The organism is Pseudoalteromonas sp. Scap25, assembly GCF_013394125.1.
In the GTDB taxonomy this organism is placed as follows: domain Bacteria; phylum Pseudomonadota; class Gammaproteobacteria; order Enterobacterales; family Alteromonadaceae; genus Pseudoalteromonas.
Genome location: NZ_CP041328.1, coordinates 619,890 through 636,851 on the forward strand (window position 1 = coordinate 619,890; position 16,962 = coordinate 636,851).

Sequence of the window (16,962 nt, forward strand, 5' to 3'; positions counted from 1 at the left end):
TTTAGTCGCAGCGTTTGTATTTAGCTATTAATTATAGCAATATTTAAATTATTGAATTAACTATAAGCTAACATTTTGCAAACTGCCTGTCCAAGCTGTGATCTTATCATTGAAATTCCCGACATTAATGCCAAACAGGTTGCACTGTGTCCTCGCTGTAATCACAAAATTCGCGGTGTTAATGTTAACCATGATATCGAAATAGTCGCGTTAAGCTTCAGCGCACTGCTGATGTTGCTCAGTAGTATGTTTTATCCGTTTATTTCTTTTAGTAGCAATGGTATTACCCAAACAATTACCCTACCTGATGCTGCTCGCATTCTATTTAATTATGATAGTGACCTGCTCGGCCTGTTTATTGATATCAGCATTATTATTCTGCCTATGAGTTTGCTCATTATTTTGATCCCTTTACATTTAGGGGTACTCAAAGCGCTGCCGCAAGCAATTGCAAAAAGGCTATTAAAGTTTACCTTGGCACTTGAACCTTGGATCATGTCAGAAATATTTTTGATTGGTGTTTTGGTTAGTATGGTTAAAATAATGTCATTAGCTGAGGTTAGCTTTGGTACCAGCTTTTTTGCCTATGTGGGATTTGTAATTTTTTATGTTAGTGCGTTAACACGGCTAAATCGTGCAAGGTTGTGGTCGCAGGTAAGCCCGGCAATTCGGCTTCAAAGTAGTGCAGGCGCAGAACGTGCAATAGACGATAATATAAAAGCCTGCCATGTTTGCCACCAGTTGAGCGTTGACCTAATCTGCCCTCGTTGCCATAGTAAAACCTACTTAAGAAACCCGTACAGCGTTCAAAAAGCAGCAGCTTGGCTAGTTACCTCAGTAATTTGTTATATCCCCGCGAATTTACTGCCCATTATGTACACTATCAGCCTTGGGGATGAAACCCCTGCCACGCTTATTTCTGGTGTTATTACTTTATGGAATAGCGGCTCCTACCCTATTGCGCTGATTATCTTTTTTGCAAGTGTGGTGGTGCCATTAGCGAAAGCGCTCATTTTAAGTTTTTTATGTTTTATGGTTACAAAACCCGCCAACCTGCATACAAAAGGTTACACAAAAGTGTATCAACTTACTGAATTTATAGGAAAATGGTCTATGATTGATGTGTTTGTTGTGGCTATATTAGTTGCATTAGTGCAGCTAGGAAATTTGATGTCGGTTATACCGGGTTTAGGCATCGTTTTTTTTACTGTTATGGTATTATGCCAAATGATGGCAGCACACGCATTTGACCCTCGTTTACTGTGGGATTCACCTAAAAATAAAAACGCAGAGAATAAAGCATGACTAAAACAGCCAACGTAGCACAAAAAACACGTATTTCTGCGATTTGGATTATTCCCGTGGTTGCCTTATTGGTAGGTATTTGGATGCTTTATCAATACCAATTAAATAAAGGGCAAACAATCTATATTTCTATGCCGCAAGCCGAGGGCATTGTTGCCGGTAAAACAGAAATTAAAGTACGGAGTGTTAAAATAGGACAAATTGATCACATTCGCCTCTCCAACAGTCAAGACAGCGTGATAGCCAGAGCACAAATAGATAAAAACTACGATAACTTGCTTACTGAAGATGCCCGTATTTGGGTGGTAAAACCTCGCATAGATGAAACTGGCATTAGTGGCATGAGCACTTTGCTCTCAGGTGTTTATTTAGAGTTTTCGCCAGGCGAAAGTAAACAACTAAAGAAGCAGTTTAAACTTCAAGAAGAGCCTGCATTAATAGGCAAAGATGTTCAAGGTGGGCGCTTTAAGTTACTCAGTTACAATGCAGAAGTACTTGATGTGAGTACTGGCATATTTTTTAAAAACTATAAAATAGGCCAAATAGAAACCGCTACTTTTGATTGGAAAAACCAAGCAATGCAATACGGTATTTTTATTAAAGCCCCCTATGAGAACTTGATCACCTTAAATTCTATTTTTTGGGTTAACTCAGGGATAGAAATAGATCTTTCCGCAGATGGTATTAACATTAACACCGGTTCTTTGAGCAAATTATTGAAAGGGGGGATCTCTGTCGGACTACCTGAACAGCAAGCTCCTGGCGATTTAGCACAAGACGGTCATAGCTTTTCTTTAAGCCAGAGCTATAAACAAGCTCTAGAAGAGCGCTTTTATGATTTTGATTATTACCTTATTGAGTTTGAGCAATCTATTCGAGGCTTACGTGTAGGTGCTCCAGTAGAGTACCGAGGAACACGCATAGGTACTGTGGTTGAAGCTCCTGCGAACGTAATAATAGATGGCAAACCCGCTCATTTTCGTGCTAAAAATACCGCAGTACCCGTATTGATCAAAGTCGAGTATGGGCGTTTATATCACAACAATGCCTTAGCTAAAGAGTATTGGGCATCAAGCATAAACGAATGGATTGAAAATGGTATGAGGGCATCGCTTAAACCGGGGAATTTACTCACTGGTGCAGTGTACGTCGACTTTGACTTTTATACTGACACCCCAAAAAGCGAGCTTAAAAAGCTTGCTCAATACGATGTGTTTCCGAGTGTATCTAGTGGTATAACGGTGCTTGCTGACCAAGTGTCTGATGTGCTGAATAAGGTAAATAATTTAAAAATTGAAGACAGTTTGGCAAAAATGCAAACAACTTTCAGCGAGTATCAAGCGTTGGCCAGTGAAATGCGCACATTATTAAGTAAACCTGACACCCAAAATTTACCCGGTGACTTTAATCGTAATCTCGAAAAAATAACCAAAAGTATGGAGCAATTTGAAATAACCATGCGGCAGTTTGATAAAACCATGGCAAGCTATCAAGCAGGCTCACAAATGCACCACCAGCTTGAACAAACACTGCTGCAAATTAGGCGTTTATCTGAAGAATTCCAACCACTTACTCGTGGGTTAAACGAACAACCTAACATGCTCATTTTTGATAAGTCACTGCCTAGCGACCCGCAACCAAGGAAACAATAATGAAAGCACTATTTTTAATTTTAGCTGGTTTGATTATAAGTGGTTGTAGCTCGGCTATTCAAACTGCAACTCAATATTACCAATTTGAACAACCCATAACTGACTCTTCGCGAAATGTGCAAGATACAAAAGCACAACTCAGGGTGCAAACAGTTACCTTAAGGGGGGCATTGAATAACCGTGGTATTGCTATGAAAGTAGATAATAATCAAGTTCATGCTGCTAATTATCACTTGTGGGGCGAATCGCCGGATGTAATGCTTACAACAACTGCGCAACAAACATTATTTAATGCCATGAGCAACTGGATGGTTATAAAAGGATTGCCGGTCATTACCGACCAACAACAACAAATATTTTATGAACTAGAATATGAATTACATCACTTTAACGGCGATCTGCAAGGTAATGCAGATATCTCTGGGTTATGGCGTTTGTACTATACCCACCCAGAATCAGGCAGACGTTTACTAAGCATTCATAACTTCTCAAATGTAACGCCAATAGATAACGATGGCTACAATTCATTAGTCGCTACCCTTGAAAAAATGTGGCTAGAGATAAATTCAAATGTGGCAAATACAATTGAAAAAACAAGACTCAATCATAAATAAATACACTGATGGTGGTTTTATCAGCATTGATGACTGCCTTACCCACCTCAGTAAAACCCAGTTTATATAGTGTATTTTGAGATCCTAAATTAGCCGTTGAAGTAATTGCGCATACATCTTTTATACCTAATTTATGTCTGTTATTTAAAAGTATTGTAGCTGCTTCAAAAATATATCCCTTTTTTTCAAAGCCGTCTTTTAACGCAAACCCTAAATCGGGATGTTGCATAGTCGCTCGCTGATAAAAACCAACAATACCAACCACAGTTTCATCATGGAGTGTGATCATATAAGGCCCAAAACCGTGCTCTTTATGGGCAGCTATAAAGCTGTCTTTGATGTATTTTTTAGCGTCGTCTAGGGTATGAATACCTTTATCACCAATGTATTTAATAAAGTTGGCCTGGTTAACTAACTTAAGTAACTCAGCCGCGTCAGCTATTTGTGCAAAGCGTATAAGTAAACGTTCAGTTTTAAAAGCAATATTCAAAATAACTCCTTGGAGTTCAATGCTATAGCTATAATTTAACGACATTAAAACAAAACCCAGTCAACGATGACTGGGTTTTTTGGTTTTAGAGTAATTTCAAACTTACTTTTGCAATTTTATATCGCTGTAGTAAGCATCTAAACTCGTCACTTTAGTCTGATTTGGCAAATCAGCAAACTCGCTATCACTAAACTTAGTGCCGCGTAGCTGCACATTTAAACGTGCTGCTTTTGGGTTTAACATTGTTTGCTGGTAGTAATCTTTAATATCAGCAAGGGTGACTTTTTCCACCTCTGCAATTAATTTTTGTCTTGAATCAAAATCAAAGTTTTCACGATACCAATCGTTAATCAATGGACTCATTTCGTCGCTTAAATTCTTTGGCTGTTCTTTTAACGAAACCAAAGTTGCATTTTTAAGCTGTGCAAATGTTTCCTCACTCATGGCATTAAGCTCAGAAGCGTACTCTTTTTTAAACTTGTCAAAGCGACCTTGAATGTCTTTTGGCCCTTTCACAGGTGTTTGGATAAATAAACCAATACCTGAGTAATCTTCAATAGGACGCGCTAATGCGCCTACTGCATAAGCAAGTTGCTCTTCAGTACGCATTTTATCAAACGCGATTGTTCTAAAGTGACCTTGCAATACAGCTGCCTGTGCTTTTTGTTTGTAACCAGGAGTTGGGTGAATGGTCATATCGACCACCGCTACATCGGCGACATCAATATCTTTGTGTAATACACGCGCTTCACCCGGTTGCGGTAACCACGCTTTACTGCGTGCAAACTCCGTTTGAGTATGTTTGCTTGGTAAGATAGCCGCTAACTCAGCAGCAATAGCATCAATGTCCTTTTCGTTGTAGTTACCGTAGCTAAATACACGTAAGTTATTATTCGCTAAGGTGCTTTGCTTTAAAGCGTGTAAATCAGCAAGCGTTAGTGTTTTTGCAGCCTTAATTAGCGCTTCTGTATCGAAACTGCCAGTACGAGTTAGCTTTGAATACTCACCAAATGCTTGTGCATACGGGAACTGTTTTTGTTGATTAAGTAAATCTCGCTGATAACGGTCAATCGCTTGATTAAACGCTTGTGCTGAAATTTCAGCATCAAACCCAGCTAACGCTTGTTTAAGTAAAATATCTTGTTTATCAGTAAAACCACTTAACGATAGCACCAATCCATTACTTGAGCTTAAATTAACGTTCATGCCAGCAATGGCAGCTTCAGTTCGTAACTGACTTAATTGAGTGTTATACAGATCAGCCCAAACAGAATAAAGTACGGTTGAGTTAATATCATGCAAACCTGTTTGCGTGTTGATATACACCTCAACTAAACCTTTAGGCTGCTCTGCAAACTGCTGACTTGCTTGGCGCCAAATTTTTACGCCGTTTTTATCATAGCTAAGCTCAGGATGCTTCTGCTCTTTAAAAGCTTGCGTTTTAATAGCAAAACTCTCTGGTAGTAAATTGTTAACACTTGGCAATGCTAAATTAAAATCACTTGGTTTTTCCCAGCTGGCAATTTCTGCATCGCTAATATCGTTAATTTTATATTTGCCATCGTAAAAATGCAGCTCAGAATCTGTATCTTCCTGTTGAGAAATATACCAGATGCGAAGTGTATCGGCGTTAAGTTGCTTAAGTACATTATTCACCGCATCAGCATCAAATTGAGCATAGTAGTACGGTGCGTTTATCGCATGATTTAACGGGTAATCTTGCATGCTTTGAGTCAACGCACTGACATAGTTAAACTCATCGCCCTTTTCTAAAAATTTAAACTGATTATTTAAAGAAGTGCGAATTTCATTAAAGTACTTACTATTAACGCCCTCACGCTTAATCAAGTCAATGTATTGCATGATTGTCGCGACAATTGATTCGCGGTTTTTCATACCCTCATCAGTCAGCTCTATATTCACGTTCAAAGAACCGTAGTTGCCATACTGATTTGCAGAGGCAGAGGCTGATAACTGAGATACCCACCCTTTATCACGTAATATTTGCGCTGGACTACCTGGCATTTCATTACTAAGTAAATAGGCAACAAAGCGATTAGGTTTTACTGCAAATTCATTTTGGTTATTAGTAATTGTGAAATCGAGTTGTAATTGTTTTACGTCTTCATTTGGTGAGTAAAAAACACGTTTACCACCGGCATTATCAAAATCTAAGCTAGCTGTAACACTTGGCTTTTCAATATTTTTATTTTCAATGTCAGCAAAGTATTTTTGTGCTTTTTTCTGCATTTCTGCAATTGGTAAGTTCGAAATCAGCGCCACTTTCATAATATTTGCTGAATAATATTTATTATAAAAATCAACCGTTTCCTTGTGTAATGAACTATCAGCTTTATCGCCTAGGGTTTCAAGGTTACCAATTAAAAATCGGTTAGCCGGATGTTCACCCATCATTTTACGTGCAAGTTTAAATTGGCCGAAAAAGTCCATTTCACGACGCATTGACCATTCAGCATTTACTGCATTTTTTTCTTTTTCTGTGTATTCTGGGTAAAGCTTAGGGGCTTTAAAAAAATCTGAAAAGCGGTCTAAGCCTTCATCAAACGCATCGTTATTAATTTTAAACATGTAGTTGGTAATATCGAGCCAAGTATAAGCATTATGCGCACCACCATTTTTAGTCATAAAATCGGAGTACCCTTTGGTATCAGGGTATCGTTCAGTGCCTAAAAACAACATATGTTCTAGGTAATGCGCCATACCTTGTTGGCTCATTGGGTCATGTAACAGACCTACACCTACACTCAGTGAAGCAGCAGATTTTTCAGCGCTTGGATCAGAGACTAAAATCACTTCAATATCGTTAGCAAGTTTCAAGGTTTTATATTCACGGTTATCGTTAGGGCTAACAACGAGCGTTGATGACAACAGTGATGTTTGTGAAGATTGAGAAAGAGTGGCGGTATTCGAACAACCGCTTAATATTGCCAGTGCAATTGCACTTAAGCCGATGACGTGTCTCATTTTAATTATATCCATTGCTGTTAAATACGTGTTTAGTGTTACAAAAATACTAAATCAGGAATAAACTACCATCATCAAGTAATACTATGCTACTAATTAGTACTTAATTGTGTAACACATTGTGAATAACAATCGAATACTCAAAGAAAATAATAAGGTAAGTTATGGAAAAGATAATAATAATGGCCATGTTTGTGCAGGTAACACTTTCATTAGTTGTTATGGTGATTATGGGAAAACGTCGTTTTGCAGCGGCCAAAAATAAACAGATACAGTTAAATGATTTTGCTGCTATGCGCCTTGATAATGCGGGCGATTATGTCAGAGTTGCTGATCGTAACTTTAGCAACCAATTCGAAATACCTGTGCTTTTTTATGCGGGATGTTTACTTGCTTTACAGCTTAATATGGCGAGTGTCAGTATTGCAGTACTTGCCTGTTTATTTGTCGCTACACGAATTATTCACAGCATCATTCACCTGGGTAGTAATCATTTAAGAGCCCGTTTTAGAGTGTTTTTACTAGGCTGCTTATCTGTGTTTGTAATGTGGATTTTGCTAGTGCTGGGTGTACTTTACCACTAAAAAATAACGGCGAATTTAACAATTCGCCGTTATTTTTTATAAGTTTATTTTGTACGTTTTAATCGAGGTGCTACTAGCAGTAGTGCACCTAATAACCACGCTACACTACCACTAGAGTCTGAAGTTTTTGGTGGTGTAACTTCTACGTTATCAATTAATGTATTTTCTTTAGGTGTCAAGTTTTGTGCTGAATTAGGATCATCATCAAGCACAACCACACTTTGAATTGATACCAAGTTTTGATTACTAATAACTAAATTTTCATCTGAACATTGCTCTTGAGTAATACCAACTAATGGTACCTCTGAACAATGGACTAAGGCAGCAATTTTATTTAAGGTTTCTTGGCTTTGCGTAGTGACTTGTCCAAACACGGTAAAACCACCATTTTGTAAATCTAAGTTTTGGCTGTTATCACTCATGTTAAAAAACCATTGGCTAGTAGCGCTGTTTTCATTACCGCCCTGTTTTGCCATAGCAATGGTGCCTTTAACATTTGAATAAATAGGTTCGTTTATAACCGAAGGTTTGGTTGTAATTGGATCCATTTTATCAGAAAAGGTAAAGCCCCCTCCTTGAATGATAAACTTATCAATAGAGCGATGTATTACCGTTTGATTATATGCAGCATCATCAACATAACTTAGGAAATTTTCTACTGTTTTAGGAGTTTGTTGATCAAACAAGTTAATTTGTATCGTTCCCTGACTCGTTTGCATTTCGACTATAGTTGCAGTGCTTGAAAAACTTGTTGCAGTTAAAATTGAGGCTAAGATAAGCTTCTTCATTATTTTTCCTATTTTTATTGTCATTAGAATTAATATTTTATGCATCATAGAATAGTGCTATTTATTTTGTAAATCGATATATAAGTACTTAACGCTACAATTCATAGCAAAGTAATTACACCACAGTTACAACTGTTTACATTTTTATTTTAAACACGTTATGGATAATTAATTGCCTGTGTGCCTTGGTGTACATTACGGTTACTCTTTTTAATTAATTTTAAACCTTGCAAGGTATTTAAAAAGCCCCTTATCAATCACTCTTTTTTTGTTATTATCAATCAGGGACTGTTGCCACTTAAAGGTCATTAGGCCCTAACTCATTGATAGGAGTACATAAAATGACTAATAACACGACTATTTGTGATTTTGGATTACATAAAGGTGAGCCATACACCCAATTGCCCGTGAGCTTTTTGAAATGGATGATTGATGTTAATCATCAAAAATCTCAATATGCACGAGATGAACTTGCTCGAAGAAACAGGGTTGTAGAGCTGCAGCGTCAAACCACACAGGCTGAAAAAATATAAAGAAGTGCGTTTTTTTAAACTCGAACTAGTTTACACTAACCACCTACTAGATTGAGCTTTAATTCATCGATAGGTATCTTATGCGTACTCTTTTTTTTCTTGTTTTTTTTCTTGGTTTATCTGGCTGTGCTAGCGATTCTGTCAATAAACCTGCAGCACAGTATTTAACAGTTCTTCATACCAATGATAACCATGGTCGCTTTTGGCATAATGAAAAAGGCGAATATGGCATGGCAGCCCGTAAGACCCTAATTGACCAGTTAAGAGCAGAGGCAAAGACACAGGGACATCAGGTGTTATTGTTATCAGGCGGTGATATCAACACTGGTATTCCGGAGTCGGACCTACAATTTGCTGAGCCCGATTTTAAAGGTATGTCGAAAATCGGCTATGATGCAATGGCTCTAGGAAACCATGAGTTTGATAACCCAATAAGTGTATTAAAACAGCAACAAAAATGGGCTAACTTTCCTCTTTTATCGGCAAACATTTTCGATAAACAAACTAACGAAACAGTTTTTGAGCGCTATAAAATATTTAATAAAGGTAACTTAACCATTGCCGTTATTGGCTTAACAACAACGGATACCGCAAAAATTGGTAACCCTCAATACATTGGCCATTTGGATTTTAAAGATCCGGTTAAAGTAACTGCCTCACTCACCCAAAAACTAAGAGCAAAATATAACCCGGACATTACCATTGCAGTAACGCATATGGGCCACTATGCAGATGCTAAAAATGGGATCAATGCCCCTGGTGATGTCACACTTGCTCGCTCTTTAGATAAAAATGCCCTTGATATGATTATTGGTGGCCACTCTCAAGAGCCAGTGTGTATGGCTGCTAAAAACGTTACTGATGAGAACTTTAAACCGGGTTTAGCCTGTAAACCAGATCAGCAAAATGGGACATGGATAATGCAAGCCCACGAATGGGGTAAGTATGTGGGCAAAGCAGAATTTAAATTAGAAAACGGTCAATTATCTCTACTGAGTTATCAATTATTACCCGTTAATTTATATGTCGATAAAAAGCAACCAGACGGCAGCATAAAAGCCGTTCTAGCTGCAGATTACATTAAACCTGACTCTGCATTACAGACCTTTTTGGCAGCATACCAACAAAAGGGTGCTAAGCAAATTGAGGGGAAAATTGGCTTCGTCAATTACAGGCTTGAGGGAGATCGCAATAAAGTACGCTTTGAGCAAACAAACCTTGCGCGCGTTATTATCCAAGCACAAATGAACACTGTAGGTGCCGATTTTGGTATTATCAGTGGTGGCGGTGTTCGCGATAGTATTAATGCGGGTGACGTGAGTTATAAAGATATACTTAAAGCACAACCTTTCAAAAACCGTGTCGCCTATATCGACTTTAAAGGCAGTGAAATTTTAACCTATTTAAATGTCGTGACACGTTTCCCACCAGACTCTGGTGCTTACATGCAGTATCATAACTTAGCATTTGAATTAAAAGCTGGGCAGGTAACTGACGTATTTATCGCCGGCAAGCCACTTGATATAAACAAAACATACCGCATGAGTATTAATGAATATAACGCCTCTGGTGGCGATAATTATCCAAAAATCACAAAAATGGTGGGTTTTGTAAGCACCGATGAAACTGACTCGCAAGCTTTAAAACGGTTTTTTACTGAGCATAGCCCTGTTGATGCACGTGAATTTGCACCTAAGTAGTGATCTAGTGTGAACATTATGAGTGTCATTAAAATGCTAATGGCACTCTTCATTAAGGTTTATGTGATAAGCTCAGTTAAATCATTATCCTAAGCAGTTAATTCGAAATTATTTCCCTATTATCTCTATATTCCCTTGGTTAACATTTACTAAGCCATAGCTATGCATCCGTGATCGAGAGCCCTCTCCAAATGCCTTTGGCGGGTAATACAGCTCCTTCTGCTCTGGGCAATCATTCAATACATCATCTAACGCCGCACGAATTTCACTCAGGGTTTTTTCTAAACTGTTATTAAAGTTTGGTCGTTTTCTGATGGTATGCCCGAGTTCAACTAAACGATAAAAGTACTTATTGGCAAGTTCTAACAGCTCCTCGGGTACATTTTTATTATGGTTAAGTTTAATCTCTGGATTATTAGTACAAAACTCAACAAGCGCTAAATAAAAACACAACGGCTTATTTGCTAACGCCACTTTTTGCTCGGGATAATAACTACTGGATAAAGTTTTACTTTTTAAATTAATCACGAGTATTAATGGCTTTGATTCTAGTGTACTTGGCTCCTGCTCAGTAATGAGTTTTTTATTCCTTTGATAAATTTCAGCCTGCTTTATCATGACCATAATTAATGCACTAACAACAAAAAGTAGTATATAAAAAGTCATTCTAGTATGCGAAAAATGAGGCTGCTTTAAGGATAAAACTATAAAAACTACACTATTATTACTATTTAGTTTTCGAATAAACTCATCGGTTTTTAAGGATGAAATAAACTCGTGCTCTGGCACTATCGAAATTACCTCTATACCTGTGCCTTGGATATGAGTATTTACTGTTTGTATATAATGTTGTATCGCAACTTTATTACCAGAATGTTTAAGAAGCTCATTTGATAAATCGAGCAAAGGTAAGTCTAAAGCGATTTGTTTTTCTATTTGAGCTATTTGTAACTTATTTACCCGTTGCTGCTTATGTGTTGTTGAAATATAAAACACCAATGAAAATATAATGAATAATATAAAAACACACAATGGCGATATAAGCTTTCTCATTACGACTCCCCTATAAAAGTAACGGGGTAGTTATTACATTGCCAATATGGCTCAACATCGTGATAGTATTGAAACGATTGTTCTTTAGACATACTCAATAAGTGAGATTGTACAGCGCAGAGTAAATCGGTATTGCTATGTTGCATTTTTAAGTACCAACGAGTACCTGCAACATTACTGCTTATGGGCGTAATATAATTTTTTGAGAAGCGCTTACTATCATTTTCTCTCCAAAAAGAGGCAATCAGGTCAACCTGCCCGTTCGCCAGTAATTCCCGCAATTCATTATGTGAGCTGGCATAGGTTATTTTTAGTTGAGCAATATTAAGTCCTAATTGCTTAAACGTTTGTTTTGGCAAAATATGTCCAGATCGGCTAGTTGGATAATCTAGCAGGCCTATTTTTTTGTCTAAAAAATACTGTTTAGTGATCAGAGGCTTCTCTTTTGAAGATATAAAAAACGCGGTGTAATCTGAAAAGCCGACCACTGGCTGATAATTGTAAGTAGTCTCGGCTCTAAACGCTTCCATAATATTATTTTTAGCTAAAATTAAATCCGCAATGCCTTTACCAACAAACTCTAAGCTATCGACGGTTCTGTAGCCCCAATAGCCAATAACAGACCCATATTGCTTTGCCACAACTTTATCATCACACAACTTTTTCGTGAGCAATTGAGCAACATACTTTGAGGGTGTAAATACTATAAGCTGATTTTGGTTAGCCGTTGCCGTGGTTTGACATGTCGTTGATGTTTCTATCATCACTGGGAAAGCTATTTCTTTTTCATCTACAGCCATTTGACCAGCAAACCAACTAAACAACAACACTATAAACATAAATGTAACAATTGCTGTTTTATGCAACATTAACTTTTTAATATCCAAAAAACACCGATCTAAAATGAAGTTATAATACATTTGAACAATTTTAATTACTTATTACAATAGGTAATTTTACCCATCAAACATAAGGCATTGATAAAAAACAACTTTAAATAAGAAAATATGAATTTTATTGAGTCCTTTCTATCAACATGAAAAATACGGACAATTGACCTTATAAGGTTTTATAAATTAAATTTCACACTTACTAGGATGCCTCGATGCAGATAAATGTAAAACATTCGCTTTCATTAACACTTTTAATTAGTGCAATATTTGCAAGCACAGACTGTAATGCATGGGGGCAAAACGGCCACCGCGTTGTTGGTAAAATTGCAGAGGCCCATGTAAGTGAAACCACCAAGGCCGCACTTATTCCTTATCTCAATGGTGAATCTTTAGCACAAATTTCAACATGGCCAGATGAAATGCGCTCTGCGCCAGGTGATTTTTGGCAAAAAAAATCATCTCGCTGGCACTATATTAATGCAGATGACAATGCAAAATTTAGCTTTAACCACGAACACACTGAACATAAAGAATCAGTAACAAACATATTAGAAGGCATTCACTATTCAATTAAAGTATTGAAAGATGATAAATCAAGCCTTGCAGCAAAGCAGTTTAGTTTGCGTTTTTTAGTGCACTTAGTCGGCGACAGCCATCAACCATTTCATGCAGGTAGAGCTGAAGATAGAGGCGGGAATCGCATTAAGGTTTCTTTCTTTAACCAACAAACCAATCTTCATAGCTTATGGGATACTAAGCTGGTAGAAAATGAAAATTTATCTTTTACTGAATACGCTCAATTTATAGATACTAATAACAACGAGTTAATTAACGAGTATTTAAACAGTACCCCAACAAGCTGGCTTGAAGAGTCACACAACCTTGCTTTACAAATATATAAATCAACAGAAGAAAATATTAGCTACGACTATATTTACAACCACACCCCTATTGTAAAAACGCGCTTACAACAAGCGGGCATTCGCTTGGCTGGATTGTTAAATACATTATTTGATCCAGCGAGTAAACGTTCAAAAAAAGCTTTAACACTAAAAGCAACAAAATAAATTCAGTTTCTAACTTAAATAACCTAAACGGGAAATCAACACTATGACAAAGCTTCGCCTTTCGAAATTAACTGGGGCAGTAATTCTTGCTCTAGGAGTTTCAACAAGCGCTATGGCTGCTGACACTTCATCTGCAATGCGTGGTAAGATCACCACACCTTCAGGTGCGAATGCTGCAAACGTTAAAATTAAGGTTGTTCATCAACCTACTGGCACAATCAGTGAGTTAACAACCAATGAAAGTGGTACTTTTATAGCCAATGGTTTACGTGTTGGTGGACCATACATGGTGATCATCGACTCTGATACATTTAACGACACCACCGTTGAAAACATCTTTTTAAACCTTGGTGAAACTTATCGCTTGAAGTCGCAACTAGCACCACTAAATATTGAAAAGATTGAAGTCTCTGGATATAAAATCATCCAACAATCAGGTGGTTCTAGCAGTACGTTTGGTGAAGATACCATTAATAATATGCCCAGCTTTAATCGTGACATTAAAGACATTGCGCGTTTAAACCCACTTGCAAGTATTAATGGTAGCGGTCAACTAACTTTTGCTGGTAGTAACCCACGCACGAATGGTTTAACTGTAGATGGCATTGGCCAAAATGATGACTTTGGTTTAAATTTTGGTGGCTACCCAACCTCACAACCCCCTGTAGCACTAGATGCGATTGAACAAGTCTCTGTAGATGTTTCGCCTTTTTCGGCTTCTAAAGGAAACTTTGGTGGCGGTACTATTAATGCGGTAACAAAGTCTGGTACAAATGAGTTTAAATTTTCTGGCTTTTATGAAATATCTACCCCTGATATATCAGGAGATCTTCTTAATATCGTTGAAGAAGATGACCTAGATGCGATTGGTCAAAAAACTTTTTCTACTAATAAAGTAGAGCCTATTCAAACAGAAGAAAGGTTTGGCTTTAATGTTGGTGGAGCAATAATAGAAGATGAGCTGTTTTACTTTGTAAACTATGCAGAATGGTCAAGTGAATCGGATCTTGATTATGGTTTTAGCGGATCAGGTGCTGCAAATGAATTTAATACCACTGAAGCTAATTACAACCGTTTCATTTCAATCTTAAATGATGAGTACGGACTGACTGATTCACTCGCGGGTGCTCCAGAGGATACAAATAAAAACTTATTAGTTAAGCTTAGCTGGAATGCAAGTGATGATCATCGCCTAGATTTTACTTACCAATGGCAAGACGATCAAGATGAGCGTAATTCAAGCTACGGTGGTGATAACATCGTTCTTCAGTCAAATACTTATGCGTATGTTACTAAGTTCAATAATTTTGCCACTAAACTCTACTCAGATTGGACTGAAGACTTTTCAACTGAAATTGGTATTTCTTATAAAGATGTCATTTCAGACAGCGCGACACGTTCTAATTTAGGAAGTATATCAGTAGACGAAGATGGACGTAATGGCCCATCTTACAGCTTTGGTACAGATCAATACCGCCATGCAAATCGCTCTGAAACACAAAATTTAACGTTAACATTTGATGCTACTTACTTAACTGATGAGCATGAAATAAATTTTGGAGCTCAGTACGAGTCACTTCGTTTATACAATTTATTTGCTCAAAACTCATTGGGCTCATGGAAGTTTGATAGCTTAGAAGACTTTGCGAACCGCAATGTAGGCTTTTATGATTTCTCTTATCAAAATGCCTACACGAATAATTCGGCTGATACCGCTTATGATGTAAGACGTAATCAACTTGCACTTTACATTGAAGATACTTTCTATGTTGGTGACGACTTAGAGGTTACAGCAGGTGTTCGTTATGAACGTTTATCATCAGATGACAAACCTACTCTGAACGAAAATTTTGCCAGTACTTATGGGTTCACCAATCAAGAAAATCTTGACGGCTTAGATATCATTTTACCGCGTATTGGCTTTAAATATTATGCGACAGAAGCGCTTACAATTAGCGGTGGTATCGGTCGTTTCCAAGGCGGCATTCCAAATGTTTGGTATAATAACTCATTCCAAAGTGATGGCATCACACTTGTATCGGCACCTAATGATGTAATAAATGATTACTACGCTAATAACACTGCTGATATTACCCAAGTGCCTGATGAAATTAAAAACTCTTTGCAGCAAGGCGCTGGTAGTGTTGCATATATAGACCCAGATTTTAAACTTCCTTCAAGTATTCGTACCCAAGTTGGTTTTGAGTATGATTTTGACTCTGAGCTATTCGGTGACGGCTTTAAGTGGCAAGCCGAAATCGCGTACCATAAAAAAGAAAATGAAGCTGTATGGCACAATTCTTCAATTACACCTGTTGGCTTAGCTGCTGATGGTGAACGCGTGATTAATCAAACTATATATTCAGGTTCACTTACTGATAACGTTGATATTGAAATGACGAACTCATCTGATGATGGTCGCTCAATCATCTTATCAACGGGCATTGCCAAAGAGTGGGATAATGGTTTATTTATTTCTGCAAGTTATGCGCATCAAGATGTTAAAGAGTCCTCAGCAGGTTCGGCATCACAGGCAGAAGGTAACTATAAACACAATATCACTGTAAACCGCAATGAAGATATTGCTGCTCGCGGGTTTTATGAAATAGAGCATAGCTTTAAAGTTAACCTAGGTTATACCGCTGAGTTGTTTAGTGGTTATGCAACTAAATTTAACGTCTACTTTGAACGTCGCTCTGGACGTCCATTCAGCTACACAATGGGAATGTATAAAGATGGTGATTTAGGGGATACTAGCTCACTGTTTACAAACGGTGCTTACTTACCTTACATACCAACCGGTGCTGACGATCCAAATGTAAACTGGGGCGAGTCAAAAATTTCTTGGGCTGAGTTAGAGCCTCTACTGCAAAGTGCTGGTATTTCTCAACGTGGCGGTATTTTAGCTAAAAACACAGCTACACAACCATGGGTTACAACCATGGATGTAAGTATAAAGCAGGAAATTCCTGGCTTTGCTCAAGGTCATAGTGGTGAGGTATACTTCATGATTGATAACTTCGCTAACCTTTTAAATAGTGATTGGGGCATCGAGAAAAGTCTAAGCTATTCAAATCAAACAATTTATGATTTTGGTGGGCTTGACGACCAAGGTAGATATAAACTTGATAATACCTATGGCGGCGCTGATGTAAGGAACTACTCGCGAATTAGTAGCTCATCTGCTTGGCAAGCTAAAATCGGTGTTAGTTATAAGTTTTAATCTATAACTTGCACTGCAAAAATTTATAAATATTAAAAAGCCATTACATTTATGTAATGGCTTTTTTTTTGAAAA

At 37.6% G+C, this 16,962-nt stretch carries 13 protein-coding genes; 8 read left to right on the top strand and 5 right to left on the bottom strand.

What is annotated here, in order from left to right; genetic code table 11:
* Positions 1-75 precede the first annotated feature (75 nt).
* The 3 genes from FLM54_RS18215 to FLM54_RS18225 are packed head-to-tail and all read left to right on the top strand — an operon-like array spanning position 76 to position 3,571.
* Positions 76-1,305 (top strand): paraquat-inducible protein A, encoded by a 1,230-nt coding sequence (locus tag FLM54_RS18215; RefSeq protein ID WP_178957260.1) that lies wholly within the window; start codon positions 76-78, stop codon positions 1,303-1,305.
* A complete protein-coding gene (gene pqiB, locus FLM54_RS18220) occupies positions 1,302-2,957 on the top strand; it encodes an intermembrane transport protein PqiB (RefSeq protein ID WP_178957262.1) in 1,656 nt (551 codons plus the stop codon). Before FLM54_RS18215 ends, pqiB begins: the two co-directional genes overlap by 4 nt.
* Positions 2,957-3,571: a membrane integrity-associated transporter subunit PqiC gene (locus FLM54_RS18225; protein ID WP_178957263.1), complete on the top strand. Its 615-nt coding sequence runs from the start codon at positions 2,957-2,959 to the stop codon at positions 3,569-3,571. Before pqiB ends, FLM54_RS18225 begins: the two co-directional genes overlap by 1 nt.
* Here FLM54_RS18225 and FLM54_RS18230 read toward each other — a convergent pair.
* The gene (locus FLM54_RS18230) at positions 3,558-4,061 is read right to left on the bottom strand and encodes a GNAT family N-acetyltransferase (RefSeq protein ID WP_178957265.1); all 504 of its coding nucleotides are present in this window, start codon (positions 4,059-4,061) and stop codon (positions 3,558-3,560) included. The genes FLM54_RS18225 and FLM54_RS18230 overlap by 14 nt on opposite strands.
* A 102-nt stretch (positions 4,062-4,163) precedes the next feature.
* Positions 4,164-7,046 carry an insulinase family protein gene (locus FLM54_RS18235; RefSeq protein WP_178957267.1) on the bottom strand — a complete coding sequence of 961 codons (2,883 nt, stop codon included), beginning with the start codon at positions 7,044-7,046 and terminating at the stop codon, positions 4,164-4,166.
* Positions 7,047-7,210: 164 nt separating this feature from the next.
* Here FLM54_RS18235 and FLM54_RS18240 point away from each other — a divergent pair, with 164 nt between their 5' ends.
* Positions 7,211-7,630, top strand: a complete 420-nt coding sequence (locus FLM54_RS18240) for an MAPEG family protein (protein ID WP_138607794.1) — start codon at positions 7,211-7,213, stop codon at positions 7,628-7,630.
* A 44-nt stretch (positions 7,631-7,674) separates the two neighbouring features.
* Here the strand turns inward: FLM54_RS18240 and FLM54_RS18245 are convergent, their stop codons facing one another.
* Positions 7,675-8,418, bottom strand: a complete 744-nt coding sequence (locus FLM54_RS18245; RefSeq protein ID WP_178957269.1) for a peptidylprolyl isomerase — start codon at positions 8,416-8,418, stop codon at positions 7,675-7,677.
* Between the two features lie 341 nt (positions 8,419-8,759).
* Between FLM54_RS18245 and FLM54_RS18250 the strand changes: the two genes are divergently transcribed.
* The gene (locus tag FLM54_RS18250; RefSeq protein ID WP_178957271.1) at positions 8,760-8,951 is read left to right on the top strand and encodes a hypothetical protein; all 192 of its coding nucleotides are present in this window, start codon (positions 8,760-8,762) and stop codon (positions 8,949-8,951) included.
* Positions 8,952-9,031: 80 nt separating this feature from the next.
* Complete coding sequence (gene ushA, locus FLM54_RS18255) at positions 9,032-10,651, top strand: bifunctional UDP-sugar hydrolase/5'-nucleotidase UshA (RefSeq protein ID WP_178957273.1); 1,620 nt, start codon at positions 9,032-9,034, stop codon at positions 10,649-10,651.
* A 108-nt stretch (positions 10,652-10,759) separates the two neighbouring features.
* On the opposite strand, the gene FLM54_RS18260 is transcribed toward ushA, so the two are convergent.
* Together FLM54_RS18260 and FLM54_RS18265 are read right to left on the bottom strand one after the other, a co-directional pair.
* Positions 10,760-11,704, bottom strand: a complete 945-nt coding sequence (locus FLM54_RS18260) for a hypothetical protein (protein ID WP_178957275.1) — start codon at positions 11,702-11,704, stop codon at positions 10,760-10,762.
* Complete coding sequence (locus FLM54_RS18265; RefSeq protein ID WP_178957277.1) at positions 11,704-12,573, bottom strand: hypothetical protein; 870 nt, start codon at positions 12,571-12,573, stop codon at positions 11,704-11,706. Before FLM54_RS18265 ends, FLM54_RS18260 begins: the two co-directional genes overlap by 1 nt.
* Positions 12,574-12,809: 236 nt before the next feature.
* Here FLM54_RS18265 and FLM54_RS18270 point away from each other — a divergent pair, with 236 nt between their 5' ends.
* Together FLM54_RS18270 and FLM54_RS18275 are read left to right on the top strand one after the other, a co-directional pair.
* A complete protein-coding gene (locus tag FLM54_RS18270) occupies positions 12,810-13,664 on the top strand; it encodes a S1/P1 nuclease (protein ID WP_178957279.1) in 855 nt (284 codons plus the stop codon).
* Between the two features lie 43 nt (positions 13,665-13,707).
* The gene (locus tag FLM54_RS18275) at positions 13,708-16,887 is read left to right on the top strand and encodes a TonB-dependent receptor (protein WP_178957281.1); all 3,180 of its coding nucleotides are present in this window, start codon (positions 13,708-13,710) and stop codon (positions 16,885-16,887) included.
* Positions 16,888-16,962 lie beyond the last annotated feature (75 nt).

What these genes read in the sequence shown, in the direction of transcription:
- pqiB (WP_178957262.1), top strand. Translation starts at nt 1,302, where the DNA reads ATGACTAAAACAGCCAACGTAGCACAAAAAACACGTATTTCTGCGATT.
- FLM54_RS18225 (WP_178957263.1), top strand. Translation starts at nt 2,957, where the DNA reads ATGAAAGCACTATTTTTAATTTTAGCTGGTTTGATTATAAGTGGTTGT.
- FLM54_RS18235 (WP_178957267.1), bottom strand. Translation starts at nt 7,046, where the DNA reads ATGAGACACGTCATCGGCTTAAGTGCAATTGCACTGGCAATATTAAGC.
- FLM54_RS18240 (WP_138607794.1), top strand. Translation starts at nt 7,211, where the DNA reads ATGGAAAAGATAATAATAATGGCCATGTTTGTGCAGGTAACACTTTCA.
- FLM54_RS18245 (WP_178957269.1), bottom strand. Translation starts at nt 8,418, where the DNA reads ATGAAGAAGCTTATCTTAGCCTCAATTTTAACTGCAACAAGTTTTTCA.
- FLM54_RS18250 (WP_178957271.1), top strand. Translation starts at nt 8,760, where the DNA reads ATGACTAATAACACGACTATTTGTGATTTTGGATTACATAAAGGTGAG.
- ushA (WP_178957273.1), top strand. Translation starts at nt 9,032, where the DNA reads ATGCGTACTCTTTTTTTTCTTGTTTTTTTTCTTGGTTTATCTGGCTGT.
- FLM54_RS18260 (WP_178957275.1), bottom strand. Translation starts at nt 11,704, where the DNA reads ATGAGAAAGCTTATATCGCCATTGTGTGTTTTTATATTATTCATTATA.
- FLM54_RS18265 (WP_178957277.1), bottom strand. Translation starts at nt 12,573, where the DNA reads ATGTTGCATAAAACAGCAATTGTTACATTTATGTTTATAGTGTTGTTG.
- FLM54_RS18270 (WP_178957279.1), top strand. Translation starts at nt 12,810, where the DNA reads ATGCAGATAAATGTAAAACATTCGCTTTCATTAACACTTTTAATTAGT.
- FLM54_RS18275 (WP_178957281.1), top strand. Translation starts at nt 13,708, where the DNA reads ATGACAAAGCTTCGCCTTTCGAAATTAACTGGGGCAGTAATTCTTGCT.